The sequence below is a fragment of the Klebsiella sp. CN_Kp088 genome, assembly GCF_040064335.1.
Lineage (GTDB): Bacteria > Pseudomonadota > Gammaproteobacteria > Enterobacterales > Enterobacteriaceae > Klebsiella > Klebsiella aerogenes.
The window spans coordinates 113,820-130,927 of sequence record NZ_JBEAIQ010000015.1; the positions used below are offsets into that span (position 1 = coordinate 113,820).

General features: G+C 57.8%; 10 protein-coding genes. 9 read left to right on the forward strand and 1 reads right to left on the reverse strand.

Features of this window, described 5'->3' with window-relative positions; all coding sequences use genetic code 11:
* The first annotated feature begins 69 nt into the window (after nt 1-69).
* From bcsR to ABLV08_RS05780, 9 genes are all read left to right on the forward strand, one after another.
* Nucleotides 70-258 carry a cellulose biosynthesis protein BcsR gene (bcsR, locus tag ABLV08_RS05740; protein WP_015369237.1) on the forward strand — a complete coding sequence of 63 codons (189 nt, stop codon included), beginning with the start codon at nt 70-72 and terminating at the stop codon, nt 256-258.
* An 11-nt stretch (nt 259-269) separates the two neighbouring features.
* Nucleotides 270-1,007, forward strand: a complete 738-nt coding sequence (gene bcsQ, locus ABLV08_RS05745) for a cellulose biosynthesis protein BcsQ (protein ID WP_015369238.1) — start codon at nt 270-272, stop codon at nt 1,005-1,007.
* Nucleotides 1,004-3,622 (forward strand): UDP-forming cellulose synthase catalytic subunit, encoded by a 2,619-nt coding sequence (gene bcsA / locus ABLV08_RS05750; protein ID WP_042893589.1) that lies wholly within the window; start codon nt 1,004-1,006, stop codon nt 3,620-3,622. The genes bcsQ and bcsA overlap by 4 nt, the downstream gene beginning before the upstream one ends.
* Before the next feature lie 10 nt (nt 3,623-3,632).
* Nucleotides 3,633-5,990, forward strand: coding sequence for a cellulose biosynthesis cyclic di-GMP-binding regulatory protein BcsB (bcsB, locus tag ABLV08_RS05755; protein WP_348855647.1), 2,358 nt, complete (start codon nt 3,633-3,635; stop codon nt 5,988-5,990).
* A 6-nt stretch (nt 5,991-5,996) separates the two neighbouring features.
* A complete protein-coding gene (gene bcsZ, locus ABLV08_RS05760) occupies nt 5,997-7,103 on the forward strand; it encodes a cellulose synthase complex periplasmic endoglucanase BcsZ (protein WP_348855648.1) in 1,107 nt (368 codons plus the stop codon).
* On the forward strand, nt 7,085-10,570 hold the full coding sequence (gene bcsC, locus ABLV08_RS05765) for a cellulose synthase complex outer membrane protein BcsC (RefSeq protein WP_015703759.1): 3,486 nt from the start codon (nt 7,085-7,087) through the stop codon (nt 10,568-10,570). Before bcsZ ends, bcsC begins: the two co-directional genes overlap by 19 nt.
* 196 nt (nt 10,571-10,766) lie before the next feature.
* Nucleotides 10,767-12,773 (forward strand): biofilm formation regulator HmsP, encoded by a 2,007-nt coding sequence (gene hmsP, locus ABLV08_RS05770; protein WP_348855649.1) that lies wholly within the window; start codon nt 10,767-10,769, stop codon nt 12,771-12,773.
* A 155-nt stretch (nt 12,774-12,928) separates the two neighbouring features.
* On the forward strand, nt 12,929-14,215 hold the full coding sequence (locus tag ABLV08_RS05775) for a dicarboxylate/amino acid:cation symporter (RefSeq protein WP_015369244.1): 1,287 nt from the start codon (nt 12,929-12,931) through the stop codon (nt 14,213-14,215).
* Between the two features lie 210 nt (nt 14,216-14,425).
* The gene (locus ABLV08_RS05780; RefSeq protein WP_015369245.1) at nt 14,426-15,925 is read left to right on the forward strand and encodes a pitrilysin family protein; all 1,500 of its coding nucleotides are present in this window, start codon (nt 14,426-14,428) and stop codon (nt 15,923-15,925) included.
* Nucleotides 15,926-16,126: 201 nt separating this feature from the next.
* Here ABLV08_RS05780 and ABLV08_RS05785 read toward each other — a convergent pair whose 3' ends face one another.
* Nucleotides 16,127-17,056 carry a sugar kinase gene (locus tag ABLV08_RS05785; protein ID WP_348855650.1) on the reverse strand — a complete coding sequence of 310 codons (930 nt, stop codon included), beginning with the start codon at nt 17,054-17,056 and terminating at the stop codon, nt 16,127-16,129.
* Between the last annotated feature and the right edge of the window lie 52 nt (nt 17,057-17,108).

The following is a 17,108-nucleotide window of genomic DNA, read 5'->3' on the forward strand; positions in this document are numbered from 1 at the left end:
CACGTAATTTTAGGGATGAGCGGTTTACACTTCCTGGTTTTATAATGTGTTTTTCGAATGGACAGAGAAATGCCGGAAAAAGACCCTGCGGTACCTGGCGATGCGACGCTGGGATATACCTTCCAAAATGATTTCCTGGCATTAAGCCGGGCATTTTCCCTGCCGGATATTGATTACCACGATATTTCCCGACGCGAACAGCTCGCCGCGGCGTTGCAACGCTGGCCGCTGTTGGCCGAATTAGCAGAGAAAAAGTAAGGAAGCCGTCGATGGCGATTCTGGGATTACAAGGCATACGCGGCGGCGTAGGCACCACCTCCATTACCGCCGCACTGGCCTGGGCGCTACAGCTGCTCGGCGAAACGGTGCTGGTGGTCGATGCCAGCCCGGACAATATGCTGCGCTTTTTTTTCAACGTTGATTTCGACCATCACAACGGCTGGGCGCGCTCGTTGATTGACGGTCGCGACTGGCGCGACGCCGGACTGCGCTACACCGCGCATATCGATCTTCTGCCGTTTGGCCGCCTGACCCCCGGCGAACGCGAGCACGTTGATAAACTGAGTCCGACCCTGGAACCCATCGCAGCGCAAATCAAATTGCTCGATCAGCAGGGGAGCCACCGCTGGCTGCTGCTTGATATTCCGGAAGGCTACTCTCCGCTTACCCGCGAACTGCTGAGCGTCTGCGATCGTGCGCTGCAGGTTGTGCACCCCGACGGTAACAGTCATATACGTCTGCATCAGCAGGCGCTGCCTGCCAACGCGGATATTTTGATTAACGACCTGCGCGTCGGCAGCCAGCTGCAGGAAGATCTCTATCAACTGTGGCTGGAAAGCCAGCGGCGTATTTTGCCGGTCACGATTCACCGCGATGAAGCGATGGCGGAGTGTCTGGCGGCGAAACAGCCTCTTGGCGAATACCGCCAGGATTCGCTGGCGGCGGAAGAGGTGCTGACGCTGGCCAACTGGTGCCTGCTGCACTATGCCAGGGAGGGGGCGGCATGATCCGCCTGAGTACGTTGCTGCTGGCGCCGCCGGTGGGCGAGCGCTTGAGTGAACGTTATGATGACTATCGTCAGCATGGCGCGTCGGTGCTTTCGGCTTTTCTCGGTTGCCTGTGGGCGTCGCTGGCGTGGGCATTCATGCCGCTTGAGACGCCGCGCTGGCAAGCTATTCGCGAACACCATGGCGACTATTTTCCGCATATTAATCCGCATCGCCCACGCCCGTTAGATCCGCTGCGCTATTTGCTGCAGTCGCTCTGGCTGCTGGCGACCCGGGTGCCGGAAGCGGATAAAAAAATAAACTGGCGCTCGCTGGCGGCGCTGGAAGGGGTTCACGGGCGCTACGCGCAGTGGCTGGAAAAATTACCGGAGAAGGTCAACACCCGTACCGGCCACCTCGATAAGCAAAAAGAGCTTGAACATCTGCATCCGCAGCTGCGGCGGCTGGTGCTTGGCACCATTACCTTCTTCTCGCTGATTCTGGCGCTGTTGTGTATCACCCAGCCGTTTAACCCGCTGTCGCAGTTTATCTTCCTGCTGTTACTGTGGGGCGTTGCGCTGCTGGTGCGGCGTATTCCGGGGCGTTTCTCTGCCCTGATGTTGATCGTGTTGTCATTGACCGTTTCTTGTCGCTATATCTGGTGGCGCTATACCTCCACGCTGAACTGGAATGATCCGGTCAGTCTGGTGTGCGGGCTGATTTTGCTGTTTGCCGAAACCTACGCCTGGATTGTGCTGGTACTGGGCTATTTCCAGGTGGTGTGGCCGCTGAATCGCCAGCCGGTGCCGCTACCGGAAGATATGAACGTATGGCCGACGGTGGATATCTTCGTCCCGACCTACAACGAAGACCTCAGCGTGGTGAAAAATACCATCTACGCTTCGCAGGGTATCGACTGGCCGAAGGATAAGCTCAATATCTGGATCCTTGATGACGGTGGTCGCGAAGAGTTTCGCCAGTTCGCGAAAGATGTCGGCGTACATTACATCGCGCGTACCAGCCACGAACATGCCAAGGCCGGTAATATCAACAATGCGCTGAAGTATGCGAAAGGCGAGTTCGTCTCTATTTTCGACTGTGACCACGTGCCCACCCGCTCGTTTCTGCAGATGACTATGGGGTGGTTCCTGAAGGATAAAAAGCTGGCGATGATGCAGACGCCGCACCACTTCTTCTCGCCGGATCCGTTCGAACGCAACCTGGGCCGTTTTCGTAAAACGCCAAATGAAGGGACGCTGTTTTACGGCCTGGTGCAGGACGGCAACGACATGTGGGATGCGACCTTTTTCTGCGGCTCCTGCGCGGTAATTCGCCGCGGCCCGCTGGATGAAATCGGCGGTATCGCCGTTGAGACGGTCACCGAGGATGCTCACACTTCACTGCGCCTGCATCGTCGTGGCCACACCTCCGCCTATATGCGCATCCCGCAGGCGGCGGGGCTGGCGACGGAAAGCTTGTCGGCGCATATCGGCCAGCGTATTCGCTGGGCGCGCGGGATGGTGCAGATTTTCCGTCTCGACAACCCCTTATTCGGTAAAGGGTTGAAGCTGGCGCAGCGTATCTGCTACGTCAACGCGATGCTGCACTTTTTGTCCGGTATCCCGCGGCTTATTTTCCTCACCGCGCCGCTGGCCTTCCTGCTTCTACACGCCTATATCATCTATGCGCCGGCGCTGATGATCGCCTTGTTCGTGCTGCCGCATATGATTCATGCCAGCCTGACCAACTCGAAGATCCAGGGAAAGTACCGCCACTCCTTCTGGAGTGAAATCTACGAAACAGTGCTGGCCTGGTATATCGCGCCGCCGACCTTCGTCGCGCTGATTAACCCGCACAAAGGCAAGTTCAACGTCACCGCCAAAGGCGGACTGGTGAAAGACGAGTATGTCGATTGGGTTATCTCCCGCCCCTATATTTATCTGGTGTTGCTCAATCTGGTGGGCGTGGCGGTCGGCATCTGGCGCTTTATGTACGGGCCCGAAAACGAAATTTTAACCGTCTGGGTCAGTATCATCTGGGTGTTTTATAACTTAATCATCCTCGGCGGCGCCGTGGCGGTGTCGGTGGAGAGCAAACAGGTGCGGCGTTCGCACCGCGTCGAGATGTCAATGCCGGCGGCGATTGCCCGCCCGGATGGCCACCTGTTCTCCTGTACCGTTCATGACTACTCGGACGGCGGCCTGGGGATAAAAATTCACGGTGAAGCGCGAGTACTGGAAGGGCAACACGTGAATCTGCTGCTCAAACGCGGACAGCAAGAATATGACTTCCCGGTACGCGTCGCGCGGGTGAACGGTGGTGAAGTCGGTCTGCAATTGCTGCCGCTGACAAACCAGCAACATATTGATTTTGTGCAGTGTACGTTTGCCCGCGCTGATACGTGGGCGCTTTGGCAGGATAGCTTCCCGGAAGATAAGCCGATGGAAAGCCTGCTGGATATCCTCAAGCTGGGGTTCCGTGGATATCGTCACCTGGCGGAGTTCTCGCCGCCGTCGGTGAAGGTTATTTTCCGCTCGCTCACCTCGCTGGTGGCCTGGATTGTATCGTTTTTACCGCGCCGTCCCGAACGCGCTGCGGCGGTGCTTTCGGCAGAACCGGCAATGGCTCAACAATGATGATAATGCGATGAAAAGAAAACTTTCCTTGATTTGTGCAGTGGCGGTGGGAATGAGCAGTTGGTACCCCTTCGCAACATTTTCGGCTCCGGCGACGTCGCCGGAGGCCGTGGTTGCCGGAGCTCCAGCGACAGCGGGAGCTGTTCAGCCAGCGCCGGTCGTTAACGATGGCCAGCCAACGGCGACGGTTGTCGATTCTGCCGCCGCGCCGGTGGTGGTGGCGGACAACATTCCCTCTCGCGATGTGAAGCTGACTTTTGCGCAAATCGCGCCGCCGCCGGGGAGCATGGTGCTGCGCGGTTCGCATCCTGAGGGCGCCGTAGAGTTCGGTATGCGCAGCGATGAGGTGGTCGCCAAAGCGCTGCTCAATCTTGACTACACGCCGTCGCCATCGCTGCTGCCGGTGCAGTCGCAACTGAAGGTTTATCTCAACGACGAGCTGATGGGCGTACTGCCGGTCACCAAAGAGCAACTGGGTAAAAAAGTGAGCGCCCAGATCCCCGTCGATCCGCTGTATATCACCGATTTTAACCGCGTGCGGCTGGAGTTCGTCGGCCACTATCGCGACGTTTGCGAAAACCCGGCGAGCAGTACGTTGTGGCTTGATATCGGTCGTGAGAGCTCGCTGGATTTAACCTATCAGTCGCTGCAGGTCCGTAACGATCTCTCCCACTTCCCGGTGCCGTTCTACGACTCGCGCGACAACCGTCCGCTGACGTTGCCGATGGTTTTTGCTGCTGCGCCTGACGTCATACAACAGCAGGCGGCGGCGATTGTCGCCTCCTGGTTTGGCAGCAAGGCTGGCTGGCGCGGCCAGCAGTTCCCGGTCCACTTCAATGAGATACCGGAACGTAACGCTATCATCTTCGCGACCAACGATAAGCGTCCGGACTTCCTGCGAGACCATCCGCCGGTGAAAGCGCCGACTATCGAAATGATCAACCATCCGAGCAACCCGTACGTCAAGCTGCTGGTGATCTTCGGTCGCAACGATCAAGACCTGCTGTTGGCGGCCAAGGGCATTGCCCAGGGGAATATTTTGTTCCGCGGCGATAGTGTCGTCGTGGATGGCGTGAAAGAGTTGAAAGCCCGCCAGCCCTATGACGCGCCGAACTGGGTTCGTACCGACAGGCCGGTGACTTTCGGCGAGTTGAAAACCTATGAACAGCAACTGCAATCAAGCGGCCTGGTGCCAGATTCGATTAACGTGGCGCTGAATCTGCCGCCGGATCTGTATCTGCTGCGCGCTAACGGTATCGATATGGACCTGAAGTATCGCTATACCATGCCGCCGATCAAAGATAGCTCGCGGATGGATATCAGCCTAAACGATCAGTTCCTGCAGTCGTTCAGCCTCAATAGCTCGCAGGATGTGAATAAGCTGATTTTACGCCTGCCGGTGCTGCAGGGGTTACTGGACGGCCAGAACCAGGTGACCATACCCGCGCTGCGCCTGGGCGCGATGAACCAGCTGCGCTTCGATTTCCAGTACATGAACCCGATGCCCGGCGGCAACATCGATAACTGCATTACCTTCCAGCCGGTGCAGAATCACGTGGTCATCGGCGATGACTCCACCATCGATTTTTCGAAGTATTACCACTTCCTGGCGATGCCGGATCTGCGCGTCTTCGCCAACGCCGGTTTCCCGTATACCCGCATGGCCGATCTCTCTCAGACGCTAATCGTGGTGCCGAAAACGCCTGATGCGGGCCAGGTGGAGACGCTACTGCAGGCGGTAGGCGGCATCGGCGCGCAGAGCGGGCTGGCGGCTATCAACTTGCAGATGACCGATGACGGCAACCAGATTAAGGGCAAAGATGCCGACCTGATGCTGATTGGCGCTATTCCGCCATCGCTGAAAGACGATAGCAAAATCAATCTGTTGGTTGAGGCGACCAAAAGCTGGGTGAAAACGCCGATGCGTCACTATGACCTGGCCAGCATCTACCCGGACGATGACGCCCGCACGCCGCATACGCGAACCGACATCACCTCTTCCGGGCCAATGGCGGCGATTATCGGCTTCCAGTCGCCATACAACGACCAGCGCAGCGTGATCGCCCTGATGGCCGATAGCCCACGCGGCAACGAGCTGCTTACAAACGCCTTAAATGACAGCGGTAAACGCGCGGCGATGTTCGGTTCGGTGGCGGTGATTCGCGAATCCGGCGTTAATAGCCTGCGGGTTGGCGATATCTATTATGTCGGCCATCTGCCGTGGTTCGAGCGCATCTGGTTTGCGCTCTCCAGCCATCCGATACTGTTGGCGATTCTGGCGGCCGTCAGCATTGTGCTGCTGGCGTGGGTGCTGTGGCGCATGCTGCGTATTCTCAGCCGTCGCCGTCTTGATCCTGATGATGAGTAATTGCTGATGAACGCATTTCGTGGGGTACTTCTCTCGGTATTGATGCTGGCGGCGGGGCAGGTTAGCGCCGCCTGCCAGTGGCCCGCCTGGGAGCAGTTTAAAAAAGCGTATGTCAGTGCCGAAGGGCGGGTCATCGACCCCAGCGATGCGCGCAAAATCACCACCTCCGAAGGGCAAAGCTACGCGCTGTTCTTCGCTCTCGCGGCCAACGATCGCCAGGGCTTCGATAAGCTGTTCCAGTGGACGCAGAACAACCTGGCGCAGGGCGATCTGCGCGCCCATCTGCCGGGATGGCTATGGGGGAAAAAGAGCGAGGATGAATGGACGGTGCTGGACAGCAATTCAGCTGCGGATTCTGATTTGTGGATTGCCTGGGCGCTGCTGGAAGCCGGACGCCTGTGGAAGGTTGATAACTATACTGAGGTAGGAAAAGCGCTGCTGGCGCGGATTGCCGATGAAGAAGTCGCTGATGTTCCGGGGCTCGGGCCGTCGGTACTGCCGGGGAAAGTTGGTTTCGCGGACGACAAGGGCTGGCGCTTTAATCCAAGTTATCTGCCGCCGCAGCTCGCCACCTACTTTACCCGCTTTGGCGCGCCGTGGCCGAAGATCCGCGACAGCAATCTGCGGCTGCTGCTGGAAACGGCGCCAAAAGGCTTCGCGCCGGACTGGGTGCGCTATGAGAAAGGCAGCGGCTGGCAGTTGAAAACCGATAAACCGATTATTGGCAGCTATGACGCTATCCGCGTCTATCTGTGGGTCGGAATGCTCAATAACGCCGATAAACAAAAAGCGCCGCTGTTGGCGCGTTTCAAACCGATGGCGGTTCAGACGATCACACAGGGATTACCGCCGGAAAAAACCAATATCGCCAGCGGGAAAACGACTGGCGAGGGGCCGGTTGGCTTCTCCGCCGCCATACTGCCGTTTTTACAAGATGACGACGCCCGCGCGCTACAACGCCAACGGGTCACTGATCATTATCCCGACGCGGACGCCTACTACAGCGCGGTGCTGACGCTGTTCGGCCAGGGGTGGGATCAACATCGTTTTCGTTTCGCCGCGGGTGGCGAATTACAACCTGACTGGAACCAGGCATGCGCAAGTTCTCACTAAGCTTCATCACGCTGTCTGTCGGCCTTGGCCTGTTGCCGCTGGCGCAGGCGGAGAATACCCCTGCGCAGCAGCATCTGCTGGAACAAGTGCGTCTTGGCGAGGCCAGCAGTCGTGAGGACCTGGTGCGTCAGTCACTCTATCGGCTGGAACTGATCGACCCGAATAACCCCGATTATCTTGCCGCGCGGACGCGCTATCTGCTGCGCCAGGGCGACACCGCCGGCGCGCAAAAGCAACTCGATCTGCTGGCAAAGCTGGCTCCGGAATCGTCGGCGCTACAAGCGACGCGTAACGAGATGAAGATCAGTACCGGTAGCGGTCGCCAGGCGTTGCAGCAGGCGCGATTGCTCGGCGTTGCCGGGAAAGTCGATGAAGCCGTCGCCGCCTATGAAAAGCTCTTCGGCGGCGTCCCAACGGATACCGAAGCCGCTATCGAATACTGGACGCTGGTGGCGCGATTGCCCGCTCGCCATAGCGAAGGCGTCAGCCAGCTGAAAAAACTTAATGCCACAACCCCGGATAACGTCACGTTATTGACCTCGCTGGCGAAGCTGATGTTTTCAGATAACAAGCCGCAGGAGGGCTTCGCCTATCTGGAACAGATGGCGCGTTCGGCCTCAGGCCGCGGAATTGCGGCTGATATGTGGCTCGGCGAAATTAAAAGTATGCCGGTCAGCAGAGGCAGCGTTCAGGCACTACAGCGATTCCTGCTCCAGTTCCCCGCCGGTTCCGCCGCCGCTAACGCCCGGGTGTTGCTGGCGCAGCAGCAAACTCAACTGCAAGACCCAGCCTTCCTCGCCAAAAGCGAAGGGCTGGCGGCGGTGAAATCCGGTAATGCGGCGCAGGCGGTGGCCGATCTGCAGCAGGCGGTACGCGCGGATGCCCGCGATAGCGATGCCGTCGGCGCGCTGGGCGCCGCCTACTCACAGCGCGGCGATCGGGCGCGGGCGGTGGCGCAGCTTAATAAAGCGATCGCGATGGATCCGAAAAGCCCGAATCGCGATAAGTGGGACAGTTTGCTGAAGACCAACCGCTATTGGTTGTTGATTAAACAGGGCGATAACGCGCTGAAAGCAGGCCAACTGGCGCAGGCGCAAAATGCGTACGCCCAGGCGCAGCGGGTGGATAACACCGACAGCTACGCGGTTCTGGGGTTAGGCGATGTCGCCGCGGCGCGCAAAGATGACGCCGCCGCCGAACGCTACTATCGCCAGGCGTTACGCATGGATCGCGACAATAATCTCGCCGTACGCGGTCTGGCGAATGTTTATCGTCGTGAATCGCCGGAAAAAGCCAGCGCCTATATTGCCAGCCTCCCCGCCAGCCAGCGGCGCAGTATTGATGATATCGAACGCAGTCTTACCAACGATCGGCTGGAAAAACAGGCCGAAGCGCTGGAAAGCCAGGGCAGCTGGGCGCAGGCCGCGGAGGTGCAGCGGCGGCGTCTGGCTCTGGATCCTGAAAGCGTGTGGATAACCTATCGGTTGGCGAAAGATCTGGTCAGCGCCGGCCAGCGGCCGGAAGCGGACGCGCTGATGCGTAACATGGCCAACCGCAAGCCGGGCGATGCCGAACGGGTTTACGCCTACGGCCTCTATTTGTCCGGTAATAATCAGGATGATAGGGCGCTGGCGCAAATTAACGCGCTACCGCGCGGACAGTGGACCGATAATATTCGTGAACTGGAAGGGCGTCTGCAAAGCGACAAAGTGATGCGCGAGGCCAACCAACTTCGCGATAGCGGGCAGGAAGCGCAGGCCATTGCCTTGATTAAACAGCAGCCGGAATCGATCCGCTACGATCTGGCGTTGGCGGATTGGGCGCAGCAGCGCGGCGATAGCGCAGAGGCGATAGCCCAGTACCATCGGGTGCTGAGCCAGCAGGCTGATAATGGCGATGCGCGCCTTGGCCTGGCGGAAGTCTATCTCGCCGAGGGCGATAAAAACGCCGCCCGCGCGCAGGTCGCGCAGTTGAAGGATGCGGATACGGAATCGATCAACATGCAGCGCCGGGTAGCGCTGGCCCGCGCCGGATTTGACGATACCGCGGGCGCGCAACAAATATTTGACCGCATCGTTCCGCAGGCGAAAAGCCAGCCGCCGTCGATGGAAAGCGCGCTGGTGCTGCGTGATGCCGCGCGTTTCCAGACGCAAAGCGAGCAACCACAGCAGGCCCTGGAAAGCTATAAAGACGCGATGGTGGCCGCTGGCGTGACCCGCGTTCGCCCGCAGGATAATGACACCTTTACCCGCCTGACCCGCAACGATAGCCAGGATGACTGGCTGAAGCGCGGGATCCGCAGCGACGCCGCCGATCTTTATCGCCAGCAGGATCTTAACGTTACCCTTGAGCACGACTATTGGGGATCGAGCGGCACCGGCGGTTATTCAGACCTCAAAGCGCACACTACCATGTTGCAGGTGGACGCGCCGTTGTATGACGGGCGGATGTTCTTCCGTACCGATGTGGTGAATATGAACGCCGGGTCGTTTTCCACTAATAGCGATGGCGGTTACTCGCCGAGTTGGGGGACCTGTGGTGAAATTAGCTGCTATGGCGGCAGTAAAAATCAGAGCGATGGCGGCGCCAGCGTAGCGGTTGGCTGGAAGAACGACACCTGGAGCGGCGATATCGGCACCACGCCGATGGGCTTTAACGTGGTGGATGTCGTGGGGGGACTGAGTTATAGCGGCGATGCCGGCCCGGTCGGCTATACCGTCAACGTCCACCGGCGACCCATTTCCAGCTCGTTGCTCTCCTTCGGCGGGCAAAAAGATAATCCTAACGACGGCCATACCGGCACTACCTGGGGCGGCGTCCGCGCCGCCGGCGGCGGCATCAGCCTCAGCTACGATAAAGGCGAGGCTAACGGCATCTGGTCATCGCTGGGGGCTGACCAACTCACCGGCAAAAACGTCGAGGACAACTGGCGCGTACGCTGGATGACCGGTTACTACTATAAAGCGATCAATGAAAATAATCGCCGGGTGACCGTCGGCCTGACCAATATGATCTGGCACTACGACAAAGACCTCAGCGGTTACACGCTGGGCCAGGGCGGTTACTACAGCCCGCAGGAGTATCTCTCCTTCTCGGTGCCGGTCATCTGGCGTCAGCGTACCGAAAACTGGTCGTGGGAACTCGGCGGGTCGGTGTCGTGGTCCCATTCGCGTACGCAAACTCATGCGCGCTATCCGTTGCTGAATTTGATTCCTTCACAGTATCGCTACGATGCCAGCCAGCAAAAAGAAGAGGGCGGCAGCAGCCAGGGTTTCGGTTATACCGCAAGGGCGCTGGTGGAACGGCGAGTCACCGGCAACTGGTTTGTCGGCGCGGCTGTGGATATTCAGCAGGCTAAAGATTACACCCCGAGCCACGCGCTGTTGTACGTGCGCTATTCTGCTTCCGGCTGGCAGGGCGACATGGATATGCCGCCGCAGCCGTTGGTGCCTTATGCGGATTGGTAGCAGATTAGCCTGATTTCTACGGCTAATCGCCAATCCACCGCGCTGTTCGCGTATACTCGCCGTACCTCGCCCGCCGCTTTCGGGAAGAACCCGCCTTGCGGGCGAGAGCGAACCATTTGCGTATATAATCAGCCTGAAAACGACCGGTATCGATGGATCTTGCCGGATAGTCGTTCAGTTTCAGTGGAGAACACAGTTGCGCGTCAGCCGCTCACTTACAATTAAACAGATGGCGATGGTCGCGAGCGTGTCCATGGCGTTTGTCCTGGTCTTTTGCTCTATTTTGCTGTTTCACTTTGTGCAACAGAGTCGCTATACCACGGCCACGCAATTAGAAAGTATCGCCCGTTCCGTTCGCGAGCCCCTGTCGGCGGCAATTTTGAAAGCCGATATTCCCGAAGCGGAAGCCATTCTGGGCCGCATTCAGCCTGCTGGGATCGTCAGCCGGGCGGATGTGGTGCTACCAAATCAATTTCAGGCGCTGCGGATGCGCTTTATTCCCGAACGCCCGGTGCCGGTGATGATCACCCGCCTGTTTGAACTACCGGTGCAGATATCCCTGCCGATTTACTCGCTTGAACGCCCGGCAAATCCGCAGCCGCTGGCCTATCTGGTGCTGCAGGCGGATTCCTATCGCATGTATAAATTCGTCATGAGCGCGCTCGCGACGTTAGTGACCACTTGCTTACTTTTGGTGCTTATTTTGACGGTGGCGCTTACCTGGTGCATTAACCGGCTGATTGTTCGCCCGCTGCGCGCCATCGCCCGCGAGCTTAACGATATTCCGCCGCAGGAGCGGCTCGGACATCAGCTGAGCCTGCCGCGACTGCACCAGGATGATGAAATCGGCATGCTGGTGCGTTGCTACAATCGCAACCAGCAGTCTTTGCTGCGTCAGCATGATGAGCTATCGCTGCAATCGACCCGTTTCCCGGTGTCTGAGCTCCCCAACAAAGCCTTTTTGATGGCGATGCTGGAGCAGACCACAACCCGTCCACAACCCTCGGCGCTGCTGGTGGTAGCCTGTGAGACCTTGCAAGATGCCGCTGGCGTCCTGAAAGAGAGCCAGCGCGAGATGCTGCTCCTGACGCTGGTTGAGAAGCTGAAAGCGGTTATCCCACCCAATATGGTGCTGGCGCAGGTGAGCGGTTACGATTTCGCTATTTTCGCCCCCGGACTCAGCAAGCCGTGGGAAGCGGTGTCGTTAAGTAAGCAAGTGCTTACTTCTATTAGCGAGCGATTGCCGCTGCACGGTGTCCAGCTGCGGCCCTGCGCCAGTGTCGGTATCGCGATGTTTAATAGCGAACTGAGCGCCGAACAGTTTTATCGTCGGGCGGTTTCCGCCGCGGTGACGGCGCGGCGCAAGGGCAAAAATCAGATCGAGTTCTTTGACACCGAGCAGATGGAAAAAGCCCAGCGTCGGTTAATGGAAGAGCACGACATCCTCACCGCGCTCGAGAATCAGCAGTTCGCCATCTGGTTTCAACCGCAGGTGGATATTGCCAGCGGCAATATTTGCGGTGCGGAAGTTCTGCTGCGCCAGCGACAGGCCGATGGCGGTTGGTCGCTGCCGTGCGATCTGATTGAGCGTATTGAAAACTGCGGGCTGATGGTGCCGGTAGGCTATTGGGTGATGGAAGAAGCCTGCCGCCAGCTGGCAGCCTGGCAGCAGCAGGGGATCATGCTGCCGTTGTCGGTGAATGTCTCGTTACTGCAGTTGCTGCATCCTGACCGCGGCGTTGAGCTGCTGGCACTCATTGAACGCTATCGTATCGCCCCGGGCACCCTGGTGCTGGAGGTGACGGAAAGCTGCCGTCTCGACGATCCGCAGGCGGTGATTGACCTGCTGCGCCCGCTGCGCGACGCCGGCACGCGTATTGCGCTGGATGATTTCGGCATGGGTTATGCCGGGTTGCGCCAGTTGCAACATATGAAATCGCTGCCGGTTGATATCCTGAAAATCGACAAGGTGTTTATTGATATGTTGCCGGATGATACCAGTATGGTCCCGGCGATAATTCAGCTTGCACGCGGGCTCAAGCTGCGGATCGTTGCTGAGGGCGTTGAAAAAGAAGAACAGCTGAAATGGTTGCAAGCGGCTGGCGTGGATGTCGCTCAGGGTTACCTGTTTGGTTGCGCCTTGCCGCTGGAAAGCTTTATGCAGCGCTTCCTGCAGGCCGATAAGGACGATGCAAGTTTGTAACATTTTTATTTGTTTGTGCGAGTCAGCTCAAATATTTTAACAATTCCGTTGCAACTTCGCGCTTACTTATTTCTGAAATGTTTCCAGGGTGTTATTTTTAAGCCACAGACACAGATAACCTTTCATTGTCTGTGGTTATTCCCAAAGGACACCCTATGAAACTCTCTCTCTTCAAAAGCCTCTATGTCCAGGTTTTATCGGCCATAGCTATCGGTATTTTGCTGGGCCATTTCTACCCGGAACTTGGCGCGCAGATGAAACCGTTCGGCGACGCCTTCGTAAAACTGATTAAAATGGTCATTGCTCCGGTTATCTTCTGTACCGTTGTAACAGGGATTGCCGGGATGGAAAGCATGAAGGCCGTCGGTCGTACCGGTGCGGTGGCGCTACTCTACTTTGAAGTGGTGAGTACCATTGCGTTGATTATCGGTCTTATCATCGTCAACGTAGTGCAACCCGGCGCGGGCATGAACGTCGATCCCGCGACGCTGGACGCGCACGCGGTGGCAGTCTACGCCGAGCAGGCTAAAGATCAGGGTGTTGTCGCCTTCTTACTCGATATTATTCCGGGCAGCGTGATTGGCGCTTTCGCCAGCGGTAATATTCTGCAGGTGCTGATGTTTGCCGTCCTGTTTGGCTTTGCGCTGCATCGTTTAGGCAGCAAAGGCCAGCTGATTTTCAACGTCATTGAGAGCTTCTCGCAGGTCATTTTCGGCATCATTAACATGATTATGCGCCTGGCGCCGATCGGCGCTTTCGGGGCCATGGCCTTCACCATCGGTAAATACGGCGTCGGTACCCTGGTACAGCTGGGCCAACTGATCATCTGCTTCTACATCACCTGTATCCTGTTCGTGGTGCTGGTACTGGGTTCTATCGCGCGGGCCACTGGATTTAGCATCTTCAAGTTCATTCGCTATATCCGCGAAGAGCTGCTGATTGTACTGGGGACCTCTTCGTCCGAATCCGCGCTGCCGCGAATGCTGGATAAGATGGAGAAGTTGGGTTGCCGTAAATCAGTGGTGGGGCTGGTGATACCGACCGGCTACTCCTTTAACCTCGATGGCACCTCCATCTACCTGACGATGGCGGCGGTGTTCATCGCCCAGGCCACCAATAGCCATATGGATATCTTCCATCAGATCACCCTGCTGGTGGTACTGCTGCTCTCTTCGAAAGGGGCCGCGGGCGTCACCGGGAGCGGATTTATCGTGCTGGCGGCGACCATCTCTGCGGTAGGGCATCTGCCGGTGGCGGGCCTGGCGCTGATTCTCGGTATCGACCGCTTTATGTCCGAAGCGCGCGCGTTGACCAACCTGGTGGGTAACGGCGTGGCGACCGTGGTTGTCGCGAAATGGGTGAAAGAACTCGATGCCAAACAGCTCGATGATGTGTTGAATAACCGCGTTCCCGCGGACAAATCGCAAGAATTATCCTCGTAATTCCTCATGTTATGCCCATGGACTATGGGCTCCTGCGCAAAATTAGGTATCATTCCCCTTCTGGGGGGAATGATACCTCATGATTATTTTACGTCTTCATGTGACATTTTCGCCTACGCGTGGTCTAACCGACGTATTTGATTCACCACCTTTTTCGGTAACCCGGCGATGGGTTGCCTATGTAACCAGGAATGTTCATCAGGGGTTCACATGCAGGGCACAAAAATTCGACTCTTAACCGGTGGTTTGCTGATGATAGCGACGGCCGGTTCTGTGCAGGCAGAAGCGCTCCAGCCGGACCCGGCCTGGCAACAGGGGACGTTGGCGAACGGTTTTTCGTGGCAGGTACTTTCCACGCCGCAGCGCCCTAGCGATCGCGTCGAAGTCCGCCTGGCTGTGAATATTGGCTCGCTGAGCGAAAGCACTCAGCAGAGCGGCTTCAGTCATTTCATTCCGCGCCTGGCGCTGACCCAAAGCGGCAGCCTCCCGACGATGCAGGCGCGTTCGCTGTGGCAGCAGAGTATTGACCCGAAGCGTCCTCTGCCGCCGGCGATCGTTTCGTACGATTTCACCTTGTTTAATCTGAGTTTGCCGAACAACCGCAATGACCTGCTTAAAGAGGCGTTGAACTGGCTGGCGGACGCTAACGGTAAGTTGAGTATTACCCAACAAGCCGTCAATCATGCGCTGCAGGGCAGCGATATGGTGGCGACCTGGCCGCTGGATACCCAGGAAGGCTGGTGGCGCTATCGCCTGAAGGGCTCAACGATGCTCGGTCACGATCCGGCGGCGCCGTTGAAGCAACCGATTGATATTAAACAGCTGAAAGAATTTTATCAGAAATGGTACACCCCGGATGCGATGACGTTGATTGTTGTCGGTAACGTCGATAGCCGCAGCGTCGCTGAGCAGATCAACAAAATCTTCGGCGAACTAAAAGGTAAACGCGAGACCCCGGCGGCGGTACCAACGCTATCGCCTCTGCCGGCTGTACCGGTGAGTATCATGACCGATGCCGTGCGTCAGGATAAGCTGTCGATCATGTGGGATTCTCCATGGCAGCCAATCCGCGATTCCGCCGCGCTGCAGCGCTACTGGCGCGATGACCTGGCTCGGGAAGCGCTGTTCTGGCACGTGCAGCAGAACCTGAGCAAAAGCAACGTAAAAGACATCGGTCTCGGTTTTGATTGCCGCGTGCTGTACCAGCGCGCTCAGTGCGCGATCAATATCGACTCGCCGGGCGAACGCCTGAACGCCAACCTGAGCGCGGTATCGCGCGAACTGGCGAAGGTACGCGACAATGGTCTGCCACAGGAAGAGTTCGATGCACTGATTGCGCAAAAGAATCTCGAACTGCAAAAACTGTTCGCCACCTATGCCCGCACGGATACCGATATCCTGATTAGCCAACGTATGCGTTCGCTGCAAAATCAGGTGGTGGATATCGCGCCGGAGCAGTATCAGAAACTGCGCCAGGAGTTCCTGAACTCACTGACGGTCGACATGTTGAACCAATATCTGCGCCAGCAGCTGTCGCAGGATATGGCGCTGGTATTGCAGCAGCCGAAAGGCGAGCCGGAGTACAACATGAAAGATCTGAAAGCGACATGGGAAAAGCTGATGGCGCCAGCACCCGCTGCGGCGGTGAGCGCTACGCCGGATACGGTTGATGCCCATAACGAGGCGACGGATATTCCCCCTGGGCAGTAACACAGGCAGCGGGCGCGGAGCCGTTTTTGCGCCGGATGGCGGCTACGCCTTATCCGGCCTACGGTTCGTACGACTTGCCTTTAATTTATAGCCGGTGTTGGTGGCCTCAAAATCCCCGGTGGCGCTACCGCTTACCGGGGCTACAGCACTGTACGATTTGGTAGCCCTGCTAAGCGCAGCGCAAGCAGGGGGAATAGGGTCTTAGTCCGGCATCGCTTCGCGCGGGATAATCGCCCCGCGATATTGGATAACCGTGCTGGCGGTGAGATGTCCGCGTTTCGCCGCTGATTCCGCGTCGCCGCCGGTCAGGCGCACCGCCAGATAGCCGGCGCTGAACGAATCGCCCGCCGCCGTGGTATCCACTACTTTCTCTTTCGGCAGCTTCACCGCGGGCACCTCCAGCAGCGGCTGGCCGGCGATCGCCACCAGGCAGGAGTCGGCGCCGCGCTTCACCACCACCTCTTCAACGCCAGCGGCGTGGGTGCGGGCGATAACCTCGGCAACCGGTACCGCTCCCCACAGCGCATCTTCATCATCCAGCGTCAGAAAAGCGATATCAGTACATTCCAGCATTTGCTGGTACATCTGGCGAGTCTCTTGCTGGCTGGCCCAAAGGCGCGGACGGTAGTTGTTATCGAAAATCACTTTCCCGCCGTTAGCGCGGCATTCGCGCAGCAGCGTGAGCAGCTTTTCCCGGCTGGACGGGCTGAGGATGGCGAGGCTGATACCGCTCAGATAGAGGTAATCAAAGGTCGCCAGCTCTTCACAGATGGCGTCTGCGCGCTCGCTTTCGAGCCAGAATTTGGCCGCCGCTTCGTTGCGCCAGTAGTAGAAGGTGCGCTCGCCGGTCTCGTCCGTTTCAATGTAGTAGAGGCCAGGCAGGCGGTCAGCAATGCGCTGAATCAGATCGGTTTTTACCTTTTCGCCCTGCCAGGACTCCAGCATCTGCTGGCTGAAGGTGTCGGTGCCCAGCGCGGTCACGTAGTGTACGCTTAGGGCATCCGCGCTGGTCTGGCGCGCGATGTAGACGGATGTGTTTAAGGTATCGCCGCCGAAACCGCGATTCACCGCCGCGTTTTTCTCTGACAGTTCAATCATGCATTCGCCAATCACGGCAATTTTCTTAGACATAGTGCTGACCTGAAATTGAATCGAAATTAACGGTAGTTTGCGCTGGGCACCC

What these genes read in the sequence shown, in the direction of transcription:
- ABLV08_RS05785 (WP_348855650.1), bottom strand. Translation starts at nt 17,056, where the DNA reads ATGTCTAAGAAAATTGCCGTGATTGGCGAATGCATGATTGAACTGTCA.
- ABLV08_RS05780 (WP_015369245.1), top strand. Translation starts at nt 14,426, where the DNA reads ATGCAGGGCACAAAAATTCGACTCTTAACCGGTGGTTTGCTGATGATA.
- bcsC (WP_015703759.1), top strand. Translation starts at nt 7,085, where the DNA reads ATGCGCAAGTTCTCACTAAGCTTCATCACGCTGTCTGTCGGCCTTGGC.
- bcsB (WP_348855647.1), top strand. Translation starts at nt 3,633, where the DNA reads ATGAAAAGAAAACTTTCCTTGATTTGTGCAGTGGCGGTGGGAATGAGC.
- bcsZ (WP_348855648.1), top strand. Translation starts at nt 5,997, where the DNA reads ATGAACGCATTTCGTGGGGTACTTCTCTCGGTATTGATGCTGGCGGCG.
- bcsA (WP_042893589.1), top strand. Translation starts at nt 1,004, where the DNA reads ATGATCCGCCTGAGTACGTTGCTGCTGGCGCCGCCGGTGGGCGAGCGC.
- ABLV08_RS05775 (WP_015369244.1), top strand. Translation starts at nt 12,929, where the DNA reads ATGAAACTCTCTCTCTTCAAAAGCCTCTATGTCCAGGTTTTATCGGCC.
- bcsR (WP_015369237.1), top strand. Translation starts at nt 70, where the DNA reads ATGCCGGAAAAAGACCCTGCGGTACCTGGCGATGCGACGCTGGGATAT.
- bcsQ (WP_015369238.1), top strand. Translation starts at nt 270, where the DNA reads ATGGCGATTCTGGGATTACAAGGCATACGCGGCGGCGTAGGCACCACC.